This window comes from Nostoc sp. DSM 114167, assembly GCF_052692655.1.
Genome location: NZ_CP195116.1, coordinates 7,466,054 through 7,485,385, shown reverse-complemented (window position 1 = coordinate 7,485,385; position 19,332 = coordinate 7,466,054). Strand labels below are relative to the sequence as shown.

The following is a 19,332-nucleotide window of genomic DNA, read 5'->3' as shown; positions in this document are numbered from 1 at the left end:
CAAATCTATACATCGCAAGCTTTTTACCTTTTTATAACCGTCGAACTCACGTTATATTAATACTCAACTGCTCCTAAAGCTTTTAAAGTATCCTTCTGAGACTCAGTTAACCCAGTTATGCTAGTGATATTCATTCCCTCATAAGGGCTTTTGCTTCTCAAAGTTTTCAAGCATGCACCTGTTTCTACATCCCAAACTTTAATTGTCTCATCTTCACTGCAACTGACCACACTTTGACCATTGGGACTAAAGCCAACTGACCAAACCCACCTAGTATGTCCAGATAAAGTCCTTAAGCAATTACCTGTGTCAACATCCCAAAGCTTCACTGTTTGGTCGCCACTACCACTAGCTAGTATGCAACCATCTGCACTGAAAGCAACTGAGTATACGCTATTAGTATGCCCTTGCAAAGTTCCAAGGCAGCCACCAGTGCTAACATCCCACAGTTTTATAGTTTGGTCTCCGCTACCGCTAGCTAGAGTGGAACCATCCGCACTGAAGGTGACTGAATATATCCAGTCAGTATGACCTTGCAGAGTCTGAAGGCATCTACCAGTATGAACATCCCAGAGTTTCACTGTTCGGTCATGACTCCCACTGGCTAATATATGACTGTTAGGGCTAAAGGCGACTGACCATGTTCTACCGCTATGTTCTCGTAGAGTATTAAGACATTGACCAGTGCTAACATCCCAGACCATTACTGTTTGGTCATCGCTACCACTGGCAATAAAATGACTATCAGCACTGAAAGTGACTGATGTAACTCGATTAGTATGTCCCCTCAAAATTTTTAGACACTTACCAGTATTAAGATCCCATAGCCTTAAGGTTCGGTCTTCGCTGCCACTAACAATAAAATGATTATCGGCACTGAAAGTGACTGATGTAACTCGATTCGTATGCCCTCTCAAAATTTTTAGACATTTACCAGTTGTAATATCCCACAGTGTCACTGTTTGGTCATAACTACCACTAGCAATAATCTTACCGTCTGGGCTGACAACGACTGACCATATCCCATTGTTGAAACTTTGCAAAGTTTTAATACATCTACCAGTGCTGATATTCCATAACTTTACCGTTTGGTCATCACTGCTACTGGCACAAATATTTTGATTTATACATATTGCTAAAGACCATATCCTACTTCTATGTCCTTGTAGAGTTTTAAGGCATTCACCAGTATCGAAATCCCATACCTTAACTGTTTGGTCATCACCGCAACTAATAAGAGCATTACCATCTAGACTGAAGGTAACTGAATGTACTAAGTCAGTATGCCCCTGCAAAGTTTTAAAACATTGAGCAGTACTGATGTCCCAAAGTTTCACTGTTTGGTCATGGCTGCCACTAGCTAGTGTATTACCGTCAGGGCTAAAAGCGACTGAGTATACCCTCTGAGTGTGACCCTCTAAGATGTAAATACATGAACTGCTGTTAATATCCCACAGCCTCATTGTATAATCATCATTTCCACTTGCCAATATGTAATCTTTTGGACTGAAGGCAACAGACCATATACTACAACCAACTTCTTGTAAGGTTTTTACACATTTGCCTGTAGTGGTATTCCATAGCTTCACTGTTTGGTCATCACTGCCACTAGCAATAACCTGACTGTCGGGACTAAAAGTGACTGAACGAACCCCACCACTATGACCCTTTAAAGTTTTGAAACACTCACCAGTACTAGTATCCCACAGCTTTATTGTTTGGTCATTACTGCCACTAGCAAGAACCTGACCGTCGGGACTAAAGGAGACTGACCAAACCCAACCAGCATGACCCTTACAAGTCAGAAGTTGCTGACTATTTGCAACTTCGTACAAGCGAATTTCTCCATTGGTATCACCAGTAGCTAAAAGTTTACCATTAGGGCTGAAGGCTACTGAAAAAATACCACCAAAGGTTTCAACAAAAACGCACTTAGCTAGATGGGCGTGAGCAAAATTTGCATTATATAACTTGACGTTTTGCAGGTCGGCTTGCCAAATAGTTAGATAAGAAAAATCATAACCGCTAAGATCGGTTTCTAAATCAGAAAGTAGGTTAAAAACATTTCCTGCCGTATAACTTTGTTCTAGAGGGGATATATCTCGTAGGGTTGTTAAAATTTGAGCTAAGTGATTTTCTAGGTTTTTTTTACTTCTAAAGACAGTAAGCAACCCATTTATAACTGGTTTGACGATCAGGCGAATTTGAGTATCTCTAACATATTCTTTTGCTGTCGCTTTTATCAAAGCTTTGCTCGTGAATACATCAAGATTCTGAGTGATAATCTCCTCACATACGATTTCTATAAAGCTACTAGTCACATACTCCATGACAACAGGCTGGAGAGTAAAAAGCGATCCAGTTTTTTCAATGAGCGTAGGCGTAGCCTTCTCGATTAGCGATCGCCTTCCTAAAGATTCTACAGCCTCTAGTAATTTTGCTTGCGGTACTTGTGATATAATATCGTCTCGCAATTCTGGAAGCGTCATTGGCTCACGATTAATCGCTAGCCAATACATTATTTCCTTTTCTAAATCTGACAAGCGCTCAAACTGCTGCTCTAAGATATCGCGAATGTCTCCAAAAACAGCTGTGTCTTGTTGTAAAAAGTCAGTAATATTACCATCAAAGATATGTTGAATGGTTGTGGCAACTATCTTTAAAGCTAATGGATTGCCTGCGTAACGTTCAATCATTACTTTCCATTCATCTTCTGCCGCCGATAGTCCCTTGAGTTTTAAAATTTCTTGCCCTTCCGCCACCTTCAATCCACTCAGTGGCAATGAGCGAACAGGTAGTGCTTGTCCTTCCAGAAATGCTATTTCTCTGGGTTTTTCACGACTAGTTAACACTAAGCAGCTTTGGTGAGTTGCTTCTCCTACCCGTCTTAAAAGCTCACCATATTCTTCATATCCTTCTCGATAAAGTCCAGCGCGGCTACCACTACGGAGAATTGATTCTGCATTATCAAGGAATACTAAACAGCGATAATTTTGTAAATAATAGAGTAGTCGCGATACCCGATCGCTAAAACTTTCTGGTAAGTTATTTTCTGTTTCCTGTTCGTCAGATAAAAATTGAATTAAGTTACCTAAAATAATTTTAACAGGTGGTGCTTCTCGTAGCGATCGCCAGATCACATACTCAAAGTTGTCCTGAATTTTTTGAGCAAACTTTACAGACAGTGCTGTTTTTCCAATACCTCCTATTCCCAAGAGTGCAACCAATTGGCAGTTCTCATTAAGAATCCATTGCTCTAATGTAATAAGTTCTTCTATACGCCCATAAAAAGCGGAGTTAAAGATAGCCTCTCCCCAATCTAGACGAGTATTTGAGCTTGAATAGTCACTTTTGTCTATTTTTAAATTAAAAACTGAAAAAAGCTTCTCAATAGTCTGTTTGTCAACTCCTCCTTCCCGATTCAATACTTTCGAGATGGTAGCGGAATATAAACCAGAACGTACACTCATTTCTTCAAGAGTATACCGATTTCCAAAATTTTCCTTTGCTTCTGATTGATGCTTTGCTTCTTTAATTTTTTGTAAACCCTTCGTAGTAAGTGCAACGCCACGCTTACGTCTCCAATTCTGTAAAGTCATGTATTAACTCACTGTTCGTTTAATCACTTTTTATTAAAAGGAATTATCTACTAGGTTGTTATAGATATAGGGTAATAGCCATAACAAACGAATAATCTCATGTTGCAGAAGATTCAAAATAGGCATATTACCAACATACCCAGTAATAAAAACTACCTTTGCATCCACTCATATCGGTAATTCAACACCGCTTGCTCAACAGACTATCTGGACTGTAGGACATTGCTAACATCATCTTTTTAGCCGAAAGCTTCTTACATTTGGTAATGGCAGATTTATTACGTAGGGTATTAGTGATTTAATACCTCGTATTCTCAGTAATATTTTTGGGAGTAAAGCTTAAGTTCAATCTCAAAATCCCGATCTTCACTGGTAAATACAGCTCAAAATTGGCAATCTTGATAAGGAAAGTTTCTATATATCTAGCTTATCAATCAATGAATAAAACTGCTGCACTGAAATTTCCCCGTTTGACCACCTCCAGTCAAAAAAGAGCGCTTAAGCGAATCACTATCAATTTGACAGCAGATGAAGCTAAAAACCTTGAAAAGTATTGTGAACAGAAAGGCAAACTAGCAATAGACGTGATTCGAGAACTCATTCAAGCTTTGCCTTGAGCTGCTGAACGTTGACGCCAAGTCCCAAAAGCGATATCCAGAAGAGTTATAGCTAAAGTAGAAGTGCAGATTTGGACAAAGGTTTCCAATTTTTCTCTGATGTGAGTAATTGCAAGAGCTGTAATCATAGATTAGATCCTCACGACTGTATATTTGCTACCTCAATGCTATTGTTTGTGGCGAAAATTTTAAACAATATGGGTTAGAGATTATTTTCTGACGAAGATGACGACACAATATAATTACCCAACCAAAAAAATATTCTCTCACTCCTCATTGTGCAACTCAATAATAGCGCTCGCGTCATCTTCTTTTTGACGTGCTGCGCTCGTAGTAATGAGCGCAGCACGCCAGAAACTAAATTTTTACGTTCTTCTCAATATCACAAAAAATTACTACCTCTTACTTTAAGACCTCCAAATTAAACCAAATTTTAATAGTTATATCTTGAAAATCAACCAGGGTGAAATAGTTCGCAAATCTACTTTTATTTTGTCAGTGGCAAGGCTCGAATAAGTTCTCTGATGACATCCGTTGCTGGTCTGCCTGTCTGTTCACAATATTTTTCAAGGTTTTTGGCTTCATTTGATGCCAGGTTTATAGTGATTCGCTTGACCGCCCATTTTTTGTTCATACTGAAATAGATAAATCGTGTAATCATAACTTCAAATTCTGATTTTACCTTCCAACTGGAAAGTAACCTAAATTTTGGATATACTGAGATACCCTTTTAATAGGACGCGTTGTAAATAAATATTGCAGGTGTGCTTTACTGATTTACTAACTTGTCTATAAATGATAAAGGAAGAATCAATCTTTGGTACTCTATCATTTAATTTTTTATATTTTTTAGCTTGGGCTGTAGTCTAATGCATACCCCGTTTGCTGTGCGTAGCAAGCTATGCGCAGTAGTAACCACAAAACAAGGGTGACACATAGAGTTGCTAGTGTCTACAACTCGAGCGAACGAATGGTCTAGAGTAAGGAAATCCAAACGCACTTGGCAAATAAAGATAAATTATAAAATTATCCCTACATTTTGAATGTTTATTCATCATTGAAAGTGTAAATTAAAAGTGATATTGTTACTCAATTTTTAAAAAATATCTATGGTATCTAATTAATTATAGATGCTCTAAATGTTACAGATAAATTCAACTATAAACCTACTTAATTCACCTCAATAACTCAATTAATATTGGCATAATATCTATTTATATCGTTCTAAATCGAGTCATCATTCAAGCTTAATTGCAATAAATTTAGAATTAACAATATTGCAGAAATCCTTAACCTAAATTTGTACCAAGCTTAACTCAACCTTTGCTTACGCTGTATGCCTTAGTAAGAAGATTATGTAGTAACTATGGTAAACTACTGTATTTACATAGGGTTTTAGAGGTATTAATACCATTAACTCAGAGCTACAAGTCAAATTGGAAGTTCTTACAAGTTGCTGTTGACTGTATTAAGGAGCGGAGATTCATGAAACTGCAACTGATTTAATTACATATACTCTGAGCCAAATTAACTGGAGGGTAGACTCATGAGACACACAGGTGCTACTTGCATAGTCCAAAACAGGTGTCTACGCCTACAGCATGACATTTGCATATTTTCTGTGGAGTTTTTTTATTAAACTTGAGGAGTACAAATGCTTGAGGCTATCGCTGTTGCTTGGTTGTTACTGTTTGTTGGCGATTTTCTATCTACATTTTTTTACCACGTACCCGAGCACGTTTTTGGTAGCCTTCATTTAAAAACGCACCACTCCTGGAAGAAAGACTTCCGCCACTACGCTATTTTGACTTTTAATCCCCAAGTTCTTTTAGATGGTATCTTGGGAGCTTTGCCTTATGTACTTATAGCAGTAGTCCTGTGGTCTTTTTCTCCTATTGGCGTGATTTCTGGATTACTGCTTGGTCAATTACATGTATGGTGGAGACATATAAGTGTACTGGGTTGGCAAACTTCAAAGCCTGTAAATATTTTATGCCAAATTCTATTTATTACTACTCCTGAAAGACACTGGTTACATCATCACAAAACTAATTTGGGTTTCGGTGATATTTTTACTTTCTTTGAACAACCTGCACAAATGTGGTTACGCTGGCTACGGCTACTCAGACTTCGTTTTCGCTACTCTCGGATCTAACTAAAACTAGCACCTACCTAAATACTTTTTAAAACCACCAAAAGAAGCTGCGATCGCAGCTTCTTTTGATGCACTAAAGGCGATTATTTTACTCTCATAAATACGCTAACTTTTATACTCAAAAAAGCTGATTCCCAATTTATCAGGAGTAGTAACAACAGACATGAATTTAACATAGACTTTAATCTATGGTTTTATATAATTAATAAATTTTTACTTATAGTTTTTTTAGAACCTATCAAACATTAAGCGAGTTATAAGAACAGAAAAATGCCTCTGGTAAAGAGTTTAAAGATATTTGCTACCGTTCGACTTCGCTGTTATATCGCTAAGGTTTTTGGGAAAACTAGCCTTAATTAGTAAACTGTTATATCCCTAGATTTTTATGAAAATTCCTCTCTTATCGGGAGATGGTAGCTCTAGCTTGCTTATGCAAAGGAGTATGGATAGCGACATTGAAGGTGGCAGGAGTTTGCAATACACTGTATTTTTCTCGATGAGAAACTACGCCAACGAACCAACACTGATTGTGAGAAATTTGCAACCTGCTCTAGATGAGGTGTTTCATGCCCGCACTTAGCCTCAGAAAGATGCTCAACAAAAAAGAGTTGCCATCTCTTATTCATAACTTAGTTTACCAGTTCAACATCGCGATTGATATTGAACTGGTAGACGGCACGAAACTAATTAGCATTGGAGAGCAAACTGTAGAAAACCGTTATCCAATCGAGGTCTCAGGAGAAATCATCGGTTGGGTTGTTGGAGAAGAACAGGCAACTATACTTGCAAATTTGCTTTCATTTTTGGCAAAGGAGGAAGCTGAAAAAAAAGTACTCGCCAAAGAATTGTTAGAGCGATATCAGGAAATTGATTTGTTTGACGATATCTCGACTCAACTGACAACAAGTTTAGATACGCGACAGATTGCCCAACTTGTGCTTCAAGAATTGAGTCAATTAATTGAATCATCTGCGGGAATGATTCTGCTCCTGAATCGAGATGCAACTGCGTTTGAAATCATTGCCGAATTTGGAGTGTTTTTTGACCACAGTCAGCCAGAACCCGGTAAGGGAATTATCGGCAGCATTGTGCAATCCAACCGGGCCGAACTCGTTAATGATGTGCAAGCCGATCCGCGATTAGAGGGACAAAAACACGTTAGTGCAATGATTTGTGTACCGTTACGAGCCAAAGAGCGGGTACTGGGAGCGATCGCTATTGGAACGTCCAAAACTGACTCATACAAGGCTGAACACTTGAAACTGGTGAGTATTTTTGCCTCTCAAACAGCGATCGCTATTGACAAAGCTGTGCTTTACGAGCAAAGCACTCAAGTAGCTCTCCAGGCAAAAGCCCAAACACAGAAGCTTCAGCAAGCTCTCCATGAGTTGCAATTAGCCCAAACTCAGTTAATCCAAAGCGAAAAAATGTCCAGTCTCGGACAACTTATTGCTGGAGTTGCCCACGAAATCAACAACCCAGTTAATTTTATTTGCGGCAATTTAAAGTATGTTGCCGAATACACTAAAGACTTGTTACACCTGTTGGAAAAGTATCAGAAATTTCTACCTGTTGCTCCTCCAGAACTGGAATCAGAGTTAGACAATATAGACCTGGAATTTATCATGCAGGATTTTCCCAAACTGCTAGATTCGATGAAACTGGGCACAGGTCGCATCGTCGAAATTGTCCAATCCCTGAAAAACTTCTCCCGCCATGATGAAGCTGAAATGAAAGCCGTGAACATCCACGATGGCATCGATGGAACGCTAATGATTCTTCATCATCGTCTGAAAGCAGATGTTCATCGTCCGGCAATTGAAATTGTTAAAGACTATGCAACACTTCCTCTGATTGAATGCTATCCCGGACAATTGAATCAGGTGTTTATGAACATCCTGGCAAATGCCATTGATGCTTTAGAAGAAAGCATGGAAAATCGGAGAATCAAAAATAATTCTCAATCCCCAACCCCGAATCCCCAAATCACTATTCGTACCATAGCCATTGACCACCAGTGGGTTGTAATTCGCATTGCCGACAACGGCCCAGGCATGAAGGAGGAGGTAATTCGCCGCATTTACGATCCCTTCTTCACCACGAAAGATGTTGGGAAGGGAACGGGGTTAGGCATGGCAATCAGCTACCAAATTGTTGTAGACAAACATGGGGGAATGCTTAAGTGTCGTTCTCAACCGAGTGAAGGCACAGAATTCTGGATTCAGATTCCAATAAATTGTGCATTGGCAGACGCTATTGAAGAACAAAATAGCACATCTGGCTTGTCAACTCCCACAACGGAATCATCCCCTACTCCCGATACCGACGGTTTTATTCGATCAACAGCTCCAATCCTCAAGCCGACGGATCTGCTGATCCGCCATACTCAACTGATCCAGCGACTTTCACAGCACAGTCCAGATGTGGAAAGTGCATCACCCGATCAACTTTACCAAATGTTTCAACACCACCCAATTTCGTTAAAGCTTTACGCCACTTTGTTGTCTTGGTTCTGTTGTTCTAACCCTACCCAAATACGCCACTAAAGAAACCTCAATCATGTTTAACCAACTTGATGAATACAATAGTCAGCTATTTGAACAATGTCCTGTTGGGCTGGTACTTTGCCGAACAGATGGGACGTTAATTAGCATCAACCCCGCCTATGCTGCCATTTTGGGGCGAACTGTTTCAGAAACCCTGAATCTCACCTACTGGCAGATTACCCCAGAAAAATATGCTGCTACAGAGCAATCTTGCCTAGAAGACTTGGAACGAACTGGTCGCTATGGCCCTTATGAGAAGGAGTACATCCATAAAGACGGGCATCTGGTTCCGGTGAGGATTTCTGGACAGATGATTGAGAAAGATGGAGAGCAACTGATCTGGTGTAGTGTAGAGGACATCAGCTACCTTCGACGCGTCCAGCAGGAACGCCAAGATACCGAACAAATACTGAAACAGAGTGAAGCCCGATACCGTTCCTTGGTAACAGCTAATACACAAATTGTCTGGGTAAGCACACCACAAGGAATTTGTTTTGAACTGGCAAGCTGGATAGCCTATACAGGTCAAAGTCTAGCTGAAGCGGAAAATGGGGGCTGGATTGATGCCGTTCATCCTGACGATCGCGCCTATACCGGAGAAGTCTGGAGTGCTGCCGTGGCAAACCTGAGTATGTATCAAATTGAATACCGAATTCGTGGCAAGGATGGCAACTATCGCTACTTTTGGGTCTGGGGCGCGCCCGTTATAGAAGAAGATGGCAGCGTCCGGGAGTGGATTGGCACCTGCACCGATATTCACGATCGCAAACTAGCAGAAGCCGAGAAGCAATATCTCGAACAACGGTATCGCTCTTTAGTGACTACCACTTCACAAATGGTCTGGACGGCATCTCCGGAAGGAATGGTGAACTCTGAAATAGCTGGTTGGGAGGCATATACAGGTCAAAGTGCAGCCGAAATGATGGGCTGGGGCTGGTTGGATGTCATGCATCCCGATGACCGTGCCTACAGTGCTGAAGTTTGGAGTGCTGCTGTGGCAAACCAGACTATTTATCAACTGGAATATCGGATTCGTGCCAAAGACGGCACTTATCGCTACTTTTTTTGCAATGCAGCTCCTGTTTTGGAAGCAAATGGCAGCATCCGGGAGTGGATTGGCACCTGCACCGATATTCACGATCGCAAGCTAGCAGAACAAACTCTGCAACAGAGCGAACAACGGTTTCGCTCTTTGGTGACTGCCAGTTCGCAAATTGTCTGGGTGACTACCCCTGAAGGACTGGGGGTGAGCAGTGAAATGTCTACCTGGTTAGCGTACACAGGTCAGAGTGCAGATGAAATCCAGGGTTTGGGCTGGCTCGATCCGATTTACCCCGATGACCGTACCTGCACCGCCCTAGCCTGGAGTGCTGCTGTGGCAAATCAGAGTCTCTTTCAAACCGAATATCGGCTGCGTGGTAAGGATGGCACACACCGCTACTTCTTTGTCTGTGGCACCCCCATCCTAGAAGTTGATGGCAGCATCCGAGAATGGATTGGCACCTGCACCGATATCCACGATCGCAAACTGGCAGAAGCCGAAAATCAGCGTCTTAAAGAACGATATCGCTCCTTAGTAACTGCTACTTCACAGATTGTCTGGGGAGCTACCCCAGAAGGACTGGGAATCAGCAAGGAAATGCTCACCTGGATTGAGTATACGGGGCAGAGCCAAGCTGAAGTTGAAGGTTGGGGCTGGCTCGATCCGATTCACCCAGATGACCGTGCCAGCTCCACAGAAGCTTGGAATGCTGCTGTGGCAAACCGAGGTATCTATCAAACCGAATATCGACTGCGTGGCAAGGATGGCACATACCGCTACTTCTCTGTCTGCGGTGCCCCCGTACTAGAAGAAGACGGCAGCATTCGGGAATGGATTGGCGCTTGCAGCGATATTCACGATCGCAAGCTGGCAGAAGCTGAAAATCAACGTTTATTGGATATGTTGAATCATTCCAGCGATGCCATCATTGTCCGCGACATGAGCGAGAAAATCTCTTACTGGAATCAGGGTGCCGAAAGACTCTACGGTTGGACGCGTGAGGAAGTGAAAGACCAATACATTCACACATTTCTAAAATCAACTTTTCCAAAACCTTTAGAAGAAATCCTATCAGAGTTTCTACGGGAGGGTACTTGGGAGGGAGAACTGGAACACATAACGCGCGATGGCAGACCGATCACCGTTCAGAGCCGTTGGACTTTGCAACGAGATTTATCTGGTCAACCCTGCGCTATGCTAGAAATCAATACCGATATTAGTGCCCGCAAACAAGCAGAAATCGCTCTGCGGCAACTAAATCAACAACTGGAAGCTAGAGTTGTAGAGCGGACAGCTGCTTTGCAAAATACCCTAGCAGAAGCGCAGGGATTAAATGCCATTTTGGATAACTTAGCAGATGGTTTGTTAGTGGTAGACACCGCAGGACAAATCACCCACTTCAATCCTGCTTTTTTAGCTATGCATGGATTAACAGCTACCGCCCTCAACGGTCACTACCGAGAATTGCCGATATCTGGTTTAGCAGACCTAATTGCACGAACTCAATCCCATCCTGGTGAGGTGTTCTCTGCCGAAGTTGCACTGACCAAAGAACGCATTGGTCAGGCAGTGGCAACCGCCATTTTCAAAAAGACGGCAAATTCGGAACCCGCTGCCTGCTTCGGTTCAGCACTGCTAATTCGAGATGTGACGGCAGAAAAGGAAATCGACCAGATGAAGACCGATTTCATCTCAACAGTTTCCCATGAGCTGCGAACGCCACTGACTTCTGTCCTCGGTTTTGCGTCGATCATTCAAGAAAAGCTGGAAACCGATGTGTTCCCAATGATTTCTACCGAAGACCGCAAGCTTCAGAAAACGATTAAGCGGGTGGCTGACAATCTCAACATTATTGTGTCGGAAGCAGAACGGCTCACGTCTTTGATTAACGATGTCCTGGACATCGCCAAGATGGAAGCAGGTAAGGTGGAATGGCAGATGCAGCCGATCGATCCCAGCGAATTACTGGATTGGGCAACCAATTCTACTGCCGGGTTATTTGAAACCAATGGCTTGCAGTTGGTCAGCGAGATTGAACCTGGACTGCCTCAGATAGTAGGCGATCGCAACCGTCTGCTGCAAGTTTTAATTAACTTGATTTCTAATGCCGTTAAGTTTACCGAATCTGGTTGTGTCATCTGCCGCGTTAAACAAGGAAACGACGGTGTTTGCATCAGCGTCATCGACACAGGCATTGGAATTGCACCTGAAGACCAACCGAAAGTATTCGAGAAATTCCGCCAAGTTGGCGACACTCTTACCGACAAACCCAAAGGCACTGGGTTAGGACTGCCCATCTGTAAACAAATTGTCGATCATCACGGCGGTAGAATCTGGGTTGAGAGCGAACCAGGTAAAGGCAGCATATTCTCGTTCATCATTCCCACCTACGCTTGCGATCGACAAACCACTGCTAATCTGAATTTGGATATGCTTGTCAAACAACTCAAAGAACACGTTATTACCAAAAACGCTGTACTGAACCAAAACCATAAAACCATTTTAGTTGTAGATGATGACGCTAACATTCGGGAACTGCTGCGTCAACAATTGGAAAACGAAGGCTACAACGTTCGAGAAGGAAAGGATGGTATGGATGCAATTCATCAAATCAAAACATCCCGTCCCGATCTGATTCTCTTGGATGTGATGATGCCCCAAATCAACGGCTTCGATGTGGCAGCTGTTCTCAAAAACGATCCTCAGACCGCAGACATTCCGATCATTATTTTGTCAATTATTGAAAACAAAGAACGAGGCTACCACATTGGCATCGATCGCTATCTCACCAAGCCCATTGATACAGAAAAACTCCTTAGCGAAATTGGCTCACTGCTTTACCAAGGCACTTCTAGTAAAAAGGTATTGGTTGTAGATAAAAATGCCTCAGCCTTAAAAACTTTATCTGATGTATTACAAGCTCAGGGATACAGCGTCATTGAAGCCTCCAATCCGCAAGAATGCATCAATAAAGCCCTGTCAGCCAAACCTGACATGATCATCATCGATTCTATCTTCTCTCAAGAAGCCGATTTGGTGAAAACCCTACGCTTTGAGAAGGAGTTAGAAAATGTATTTTTTATTATGCTGTCAGAACAGTAATTGCTAGGGAGTGGGGATTGGGGACTGTGCAAAAAGCAAGGGAGCAGGGGAGCAGGGGGACAAGGGGACAAGTCTCTTCCTTGTCTCCCCCCTCTTCCTTGTCTACCTTGTCTCTTCTTCATACCCTGTTTACCAATGCCCAATGCCCAGTACTTCAACTCCCTTCTACTGCGCTACTTCGACTTTGCCCTTCGGCTACGCTTAGGACAAGCTCGGCACAAGTCAGGGAAAGCCGCTCAGTACAAATACCCAATACCCAATACCCAATCCTTATGAACCAGAAAATTCTAATTGTTGACGATGAACCCAATATCTTGATTTTGATGGAACAAGCCCTAGAAGCATTAGAAGACGAGGGTGTTGAACTTTTAACTGCTAGAAATGGCGAAGAAGCTCTCGAAACTATTAAAACTGAAAAACCAAATCTAGTTTTTCTTGATGTGATGATGCCGAAAATGAATGGTCTGCAAGTCTGCCATATTGTAAAACACGACCTGCAAATGACTGATATCTACATTATAATTTTGACAGCTAAAGGACAGGAATTTGATAAACAAAAAGGAATTGAGGTTGGTGCAGACTTATATCTAACTAAACCATTCCGCCCCAAATAAGTACTTGAAAAATCAATGCAGGTTTTGGGTTTGTGAGGAAAGTTATGAATAATTTTCATCTGCGATCGCTTACAATTTAACGTAGGCGATCGCAGTACTTTCTTTGTTATGCTAATTCATCCGCAATGGGCGTAGCTTACTTCTGCAACTAGGCTATTTTGACTTTTATCACCAGTTTTTTTAGATAAAATTAAATACTTTTTAAAATTATTAAAATTAGCGGCGATCGCATCTGCTTTTGGTAGATTAATCCTATCTAACTTATGAGAAATAATTTCTTATAACGTAAAGAACGAGTGGCTTGCCGTAGGCGATCGCTCCAGACGCCGAGAGAATCAAGAGAGATTTTCATGAATTATTTAAGATTGCTATACGTTGTTTATATGATTAAATAGTTAAATCTGAAAATTACAATCCAAATTCTACACTAATCTCAGGAAATTAGAAACTCCTGAATTTATACTTGATATAAATAAAACCATAGATAAACACAAATGCATACAGATGAAGTCATTACTAATATTAATCAAATTAACCTTGACTGGCTCAATTCAGCACTCGCCACTGACTCTATCCAAAATTTTGCTATTGAAGCCTTAAATAGTAGTAATTCTCAGCTTACTAAAATTCAGCTTCAGTATCAATCAGAAACAACAGGTACATTACCAGCATCCCTGCTGCTAAAAATTTGTGCAGATAACAATGACATTTTCGGTGAATCTGAAGTCAATTACTATATACGGGATTACATTGAGCTAGCAAATCGACCTATACCTACTTGCTACCATGCAAGATATGCAGAAAATCCTCGTCGTTATCACCTTCTTTTAGAAGACTTATCTACAAGCCATTGTGACAACCGACGAATTCAGCCGACACTTGCCTATGGTTGTACAGTCGCTAAAGCATTAGCCACATTACACGCTCATTGGTGGGGTGTTGAAAAATTACGAGTTATTGACAGTAATATTACTAGCCAGACTGAAATTGAGCAATATGTAGCTCACGTTCAACTTGGATTATTACCAATGTTAGAGGAGATTAAGACCAAAATTGATGATTCATGGAAGTCATTGTTAATAGATGTATTTGAAAATCATCCTTACAAGATGATTGAGCGTACAAAAAACCCATCTGGCTTTACGCTAATTCATGGCGATCTTAACCCTGGTAATGTCCTGTCTCCCCTAAATGGAAACGGCAAAACCTATCTCATCGATCGCCAACCGTTTGATTGGTCTTTAACTACCTGGCTAGGAGTAAGCGATCTTGCGTATATGATGGTGCATTGGTGGGAGACTGATTTACGTAGGCAATGGGAAATTCCGATTTTGCGTGAATATCATGCAAATCTCATCAGCAATGGTGTTTTTGGCTATGATTGGGAGCAACTGGTCAACGATTATAAACTTACCGCAGTTCAAAGTCTTTACGTTGCTACAGAGTGGTGCGTTTTAGCAGAAAATCGCCAACGGATGAAATGGTTATGGTTTTGGCAATTGCAAAAATCCATAACAGCTTTCTTGGACTTGGAATGCTCTGAATTATGGACAGGGAAAGTGGACTAGTTAGCATTTTCGCTTTCCCAACCCCAAATCTCTAAGCTGTTACGCAAAAAGAAAAGCACATCAACTGGTGAAGGTTGTCCTAAGTCAATTGTCATTTGTCCTTGGTAAACACAAATGACTAATGACTAATGACGGTCTTAACGGAGTTTGTGCAATATGTAGGCGCATTAGCTTATACAGTTTTTCAAAACTCGATCATCTTGCCAAACAGAAGCTTTCATCCTTACCCTTGCCTCTTACTTGTTCAATCAGAAGGTAATTCTGGGAAAGCTTAATTTGTGAGAGCGGGAGGCTTTTGCCAGAAGGAACTAGAATTAGGAAACACCTAGCTGGGTTCTTCTGACTTTTGAAATTAGGAGTGCATGTGTGCCAAAATCCCCTAAATATTTGCTGATTGGATCGACCGAGAATTACAGCGGTAAATCTGCAACTGTTCTGGGTTTGTCTCATCAGCTACAGCAAAAAGGTCTGGATATTAGCTACGGTAAACCACTTGGTACGTCTTTCAATTCGTCCGGTGGAACCGTAATTGAGGAAGATGTCCAGTTCATCGCTCTTAGCCTCAATTTGCCGGAAAACCGCGTTGCACCTACAATGCTGGCTTTGGATGAACCGAATGTGCAAAAGCGCTTGCGGGGGGAAGACAAAACCGATTATCAGCAGTCCCTAATACAGCAGTATTTACATAAGTCTCAAGGAGATTTAGTGTTACTGGAGGGGCCTGGTAATTTGTCCGAAGGCAATTTGTTTGATTTGTCTTTGCTGCAAATGGCTGAAGTATTGGATGCTGGTGTGCTGTTAGTAAGCCGCTATAAATCCTTGCTTTCGGTTGAGGCGCTGTTGGCTGCAAAACAGCGTCTGGGCGATCGCTTGATTGGAGTTGCGATCAATGATATCCCTATCACCCAACTAGAAGCGGTTGAAACCCTCATCCTACCATTTTTGGAACAGCAGGGTATTCCAGTACTAGCAATGCTGCCGAATAGCGATTTGCTTCGCAGTGTGAGTGTTGGCGAACTAGTCAAGCAGTTAAAGGCTGACGTTCTCTGTCGCAACGATCGCATGGATTTGTTGGTGGAAAGTTTAGCAATTGGAGCAATGAATGTCAATTCCGCTGTAAAATATTTCCGCAAACGCCGGAATATGGCAGTGGTGACAGGAGGCGATCGGGTGGAAATTCAGCAAGCGGCTTTAGAAACTTCTACCCAATGTTTAATTCTTACCGGGCAACTACCCCCGCCGCCGTTCATTCTCAGTCGCGCTGAAGAACTAGAAATCCCCATTTTGTCTGTTGACTTAGATACCCTAACTACTGTAGGAATTGTCGATCGCACTTTTGGTCAAGTCCGTGTCCACGAGCCGATTAAGGTTCAGTATATTCGCCAGTTGATGTCCCAGCATTTTGACATTGACCGCTTGTTATCCAAACTAGGTTTAACTCCCGCAGCGGCATTGTCTTAGATTCATCAACTCAAACTATGAAGAGCATCAATGCTCAGTTATCAGTTAGGAGGCTGTATCGCTGGTGAAGGTACAGCTGGTTCGCCGTCACCTCCCAGGCGACGGCGTGCTGTTTCCTTGCGCCCGATAGCTGGGACATGATTAGTTGCAGCAGCTAATCCAAAGACAGGCATATTTCCGTAAACCGCCTCATATTTTCCCGGTTCAATTAAATAGGTTTCGTGCCAAATGCCAACACTGCCATCAGCACCAATAGCTTGATTAAACCTTTGCCAAGCTTTTAAATGTACATCGGCTGGATTTCTAGCAAAACGCTCCAAATCCTCGAACGATCGCCAATACTGAATCAGTCCCACTCCTCGCCAGTAAACAAAAGTTTCTCCCCCTAAAAACCCTTTTTCGGGATTCTGGTAAAGGCTTCGTAACATGGGCGACATTGCTGTTGCAGTCGGAAGCCATTTGGAAAAAGCGAATAATTTATTAATTCGCATCCCAATCAGAAACACAACAAAGGGTTCATCAATTTGGGCTGTAAATCGTCCCGGTATGACTTGAGGCATATACCACTTCTTGTTCTTAAGTTAATATGCAACTAATTGTATATTAACTTATTTTATGCAATTAGTTGCATAAGTCAAGTAGTGAATTCAAAATTATGGCATTAGCGCACGCAATATTAGCGGCTCTGGTTGATGCACCCTGTAGTGGGTATGATTTAGCAAAAAGATTCGATGGCTCTGTAGGCTTTTTCTGGTCAGCAAGCCACCAGCAGATTTATCGGGAATTGGCGAAGCTAGAAGATCATGGATGGATTAGTTACGAATCGATTCTTCAAACCGGACGGCCAGATAAAAGGCTCTACAGCGTTACAGACTTGGGAGAACAGCACCTCAAAGAGTGGATTGCTCAACCTTGTGAACCCACACCGATTAAAGATGATTTACTGGTAAAAATTTTTGCTGGTCATATTGTTCCTAACCAAACCATCTTGGCAGAATTAGAACATCACCAAAAAGCCCATCTAAAAAAATTGTCTACGTACAATGAATTAGAACAGCGTTACTTTCAAAATCCGCAAGAACTACCAGAAGCAGGCAAATTTCAGTATTTAACTCTCCTAAATGGCATTAGTTATGAAACACATTGGCTAGCCTGGTGTTCCCAAGTAATGGAGTTACTGAATCAAAGAATCGAAAAATAGTCGCAATGTCTAACTTAAGTTTTCCTCGCATCTACACGCTGTTTGGTAAAATATCTGGGTCGTTTAGTCTGATTATCTCCATCTTTGAGCCAATCAACAGACCTTATTAACCTCGATACATTAGCGCAAGAACTGGCGACAATCCAGCAAACGGGTTCTAAAAGAATTGCCTTGCTGGGTTCTCGTCACGTCCCGATTACGCATCAGAATCTTATTGAAATGATGACTTATGCCTTAGTTTTATCAGGTAATCGAATCATCACTTCTGGTGCTACAGGTACAAATTCAGCTGCTATCAAGGGAGCAACCCGGGCTGATGCAAATTTGTTAACAGTGATTCTACCCCAAAGTCTGGAACGCCAGCCTTTGGAATCGCGCCAGCAACTAGAACAGGTAATGCATCTAGTCGAAAATCCCAGTAATGATAATCTGTCTCTAGCAGAAGCTAGTTACTTGTGCAACAAGGAAATTGTCTCGCGTTGCCAGCAACTAATCTGCTTTGCGTTTCACGACAGTGGCACCCTGTTACAAACTTGTCAGGATGCAGAAGAACAAAGAAAAGTGGTAACGCTTTTCTACTTTGATTAGTCATTTGTCATTTGTCTTTTGTCATTTGTATTTGACTAATGACTGATGACTGATGACCCTTACGGGTGACGCTCGATCCTCGCTAACGCCAGTCACTCATGGGGGAAACCCCCAGACGCTCGCGGACTCGCTCTAAGCAAAGCCATGCCGAAGGCTTTACGCTGTGCTATGCGCTAAAGCGTCTCCCCTTCTCCAAAGGGAGAGGCTAGCGCCAAGGGAGAAGACCGCGCTGGCTCACAGATGACTAATAACCAACGACTAATAAGTAATGATAATTTTTTTGTACTCGATCGCTGCTGCTGCATTTCTCATTTATGTGCCATTTTTGCTAGTAGCTTATGCCCGTGCGCGTATTGGGTATGAAATGTTTTCTACTCCTCGCGCCATGTTTGATAAATTGCCACCTTATGCCCAACGGGCTACTTGGGCACATCAGAACACCTTTGAAGCCTTTATGATATTTTCCGCAGCCGCATTGATGGCTTATATAACTGGTGTAAATTCTTTTACAGCCCAAGTAGCGGCGATCGCCTTTGTGGTGGCTCGTTTCCTATACTCAATTTTTTATATTTTGAATATACCCCTTTTGCGATCGCTCATGTTTGCCATTGGCATCTCTAGCTCTGCCACTCTCATCTTTTTGAGCATCATCCAAGCTACTAGTTAATTGGGGCATGGAGACTGGGGACTGGGGAAGAGTTTTTCCAACCCAAAATCGTTCGACTAAGCGACTTGCCTTGAGTTTCGACTGCGCGGTAATCGAGCGACTTGTACTGAGCGTAGTCGAAGTAAGTCGAGATTCAACTACCGCGGAGCCGAAAGGAGCCGAAGTCCAAAAT

14 protein-coding genes are annotated in these 19,332 nt (G+C 42.0%); 10 read left to right on the top strand and 4 right to left on the bottom strand.

Going from position 1 to position 19,332, the window contains the following annotated elements; all coding sequences use genetic code 11:
- Positions 1-56 precede the first annotated feature (56 nt).
- From NSTC731_RS31420 to NSTC731_RS31410, 3 genes are all read right to left on the bottom strand, one after another.
- On the bottom strand, positions 57-3,599 hold the full coding sequence (locus tag NSTC731_RS31420) for a WD40 domain-containing protein (RefSeq protein ID WP_445628359.1): 3,543 nt from the start codon (positions 3,597-3,599) through the stop codon (positions 57-59).
- Positions 3,600-4,200: 601 nt separating this feature from the next.
- The gene (locus NSTC731_RS31415) at positions 4,201-4,344 is read right to left on the bottom strand and encodes a hypothetical protein (protein WP_445628358.1); all 144 of its coding nucleotides are present in this window, start codon (positions 4,342-4,344) and stop codon (positions 4,201-4,203) included.
- A gap of 359 nt (positions 4,345-4,703) precedes the next feature.
- On the bottom strand, positions 4,704-4,850 hold the full coding sequence (locus NSTC731_RS31410; RefSeq protein WP_094348756.1) for a ribbon-helix-helix protein, CopG family: 147 nt from the start codon (positions 4,848-4,850) through the stop codon (positions 4,704-4,706).
- 1,020 nt (positions 4,851-5,870) lie between these two features.
- On the opposite strand from NSTC731_RS31410, the gene NSTC731_RS31405 reads away from it, so the two are divergent.
- From NSTC731_RS31405 to NSTC731_RS31375, 7 genes are all read left to right on the top strand, one after another.
- The gene (locus NSTC731_RS31405; protein WP_322674359.1) at positions 5,871-6,371 is read left to right on the top strand and encodes a fatty acid hydroxylase; all 501 of its coding nucleotides are present in this window, start codon (positions 5,871-5,873) and stop codon (positions 6,369-6,371) included.
- Positions 6,372-6,813: 442 nt separating this feature from the next.
- Entirely contained in the window at positions 6,814-6,951 is a 138-nt protein-coding gene (locus NSTC731_RS31400) for a hypothetical protein (RefSeq protein WP_445628357.1), read from the top strand.
- The gene (locus NSTC731_RS31395) at positions 6,938-8,917 is read left to right on the top strand and encodes a GAF domain-containing sensor histidine kinase (RefSeq protein WP_445628356.1); all 1,980 of its coding nucleotides are present in this window, start codon (positions 6,938-6,940) and stop codon (positions 8,915-8,917) included. The genes NSTC731_RS31400 and NSTC731_RS31395 overlap by 14 nt, the downstream gene beginning before the upstream one ends.
- Before the next feature lie 13 nt (positions 8,918-8,930).
- The gene (locus NSTC731_RS31390) at positions 8,931-13,061 is read left to right on the top strand and encodes a PAS domain S-box protein (RefSeq protein WP_445628355.1); all 4,131 of its coding nucleotides are present in this window, start codon (positions 8,931-8,933) and stop codon (positions 13,059-13,061) included.
- A gap of 272 nt (positions 13,062-13,333) precedes the next feature.
- On the top strand, positions 13,334-13,675 hold the full coding sequence (locus NSTC731_RS31385; protein ID WP_445628354.1) for a response regulator transcription factor: 342 nt from the start codon (positions 13,334-13,336) through the stop codon (positions 13,673-13,675).
- A gap of 494 nt (positions 13,676-14,169) precedes the next feature.
- Entirely contained in the window at positions 14,170-15,243 is a 1,074-nt protein-coding gene (locus NSTC731_RS31380) for a hypothetical protein (RefSeq protein WP_445628353.1), read from the top strand.
- Positions 15,244-15,609: 366 nt separating this feature from the next.
- Complete coding sequence (locus NSTC731_RS31375; RefSeq protein ID WP_445628352.1) at positions 15,610-16,704, top strand: phosphotransacetylase family protein; 1,095 nt, start codon at positions 15,610-15,612, stop codon at positions 16,702-16,704.
- Positions 16,705-16,745: 41 nt separating this feature from the next.
- Here the strand turns inward: NSTC731_RS31375 and NSTC731_RS31370 are convergent, their stop codons facing one another.
- Complete coding sequence (locus tag NSTC731_RS31370; protein WP_445628351.1) at positions 16,746-17,264, bottom strand: DUF4188 domain-containing protein; 519 nt, start codon at positions 17,262-17,264, stop codon at positions 16,746-16,748.
- A 95-nt stretch (positions 17,265-17,359) separates the two neighbouring features.
- Between NSTC731_RS31370 and NSTC731_RS31365 the strand changes: the two genes are divergently transcribed.
- The 3 genes from NSTC731_RS31365 to NSTC731_RS31355 all read left to right on the top strand — a co-directional run bounded on the left by NSTC731_RS31365 (position 17,360) and on the right by NSTC731_RS31355 (position 19,160).
- Positions 17,360-17,905, top strand: coding sequence for a PadR family transcriptional regulator (locus NSTC731_RS31365; RefSeq protein WP_445628350.1), 546 nt, complete (start codon positions 17,360-17,362; stop codon positions 17,903-17,905).
- A gap of 84 nt (positions 17,906-17,989) precedes the next feature.
- Positions 17,990-18,493, top strand: a complete 504-nt coding sequence (locus NSTC731_RS31360; RefSeq protein WP_292860451.1) for a DNA recombination-mediator protein A — start codon at positions 17,990-17,992, stop codon at positions 18,491-18,493.
- A gap of 268 nt (positions 18,494-18,761) precedes the next feature.
- Positions 18,762-19,160, top strand: a complete 399-nt coding sequence (locus tag NSTC731_RS31355) for an MAPEG family protein (protein WP_445628349.1) — start codon at positions 18,762-18,764, stop codon at positions 19,158-19,160.
- Positions 19,161-19,332: the final 172 nt, after the last annotated feature.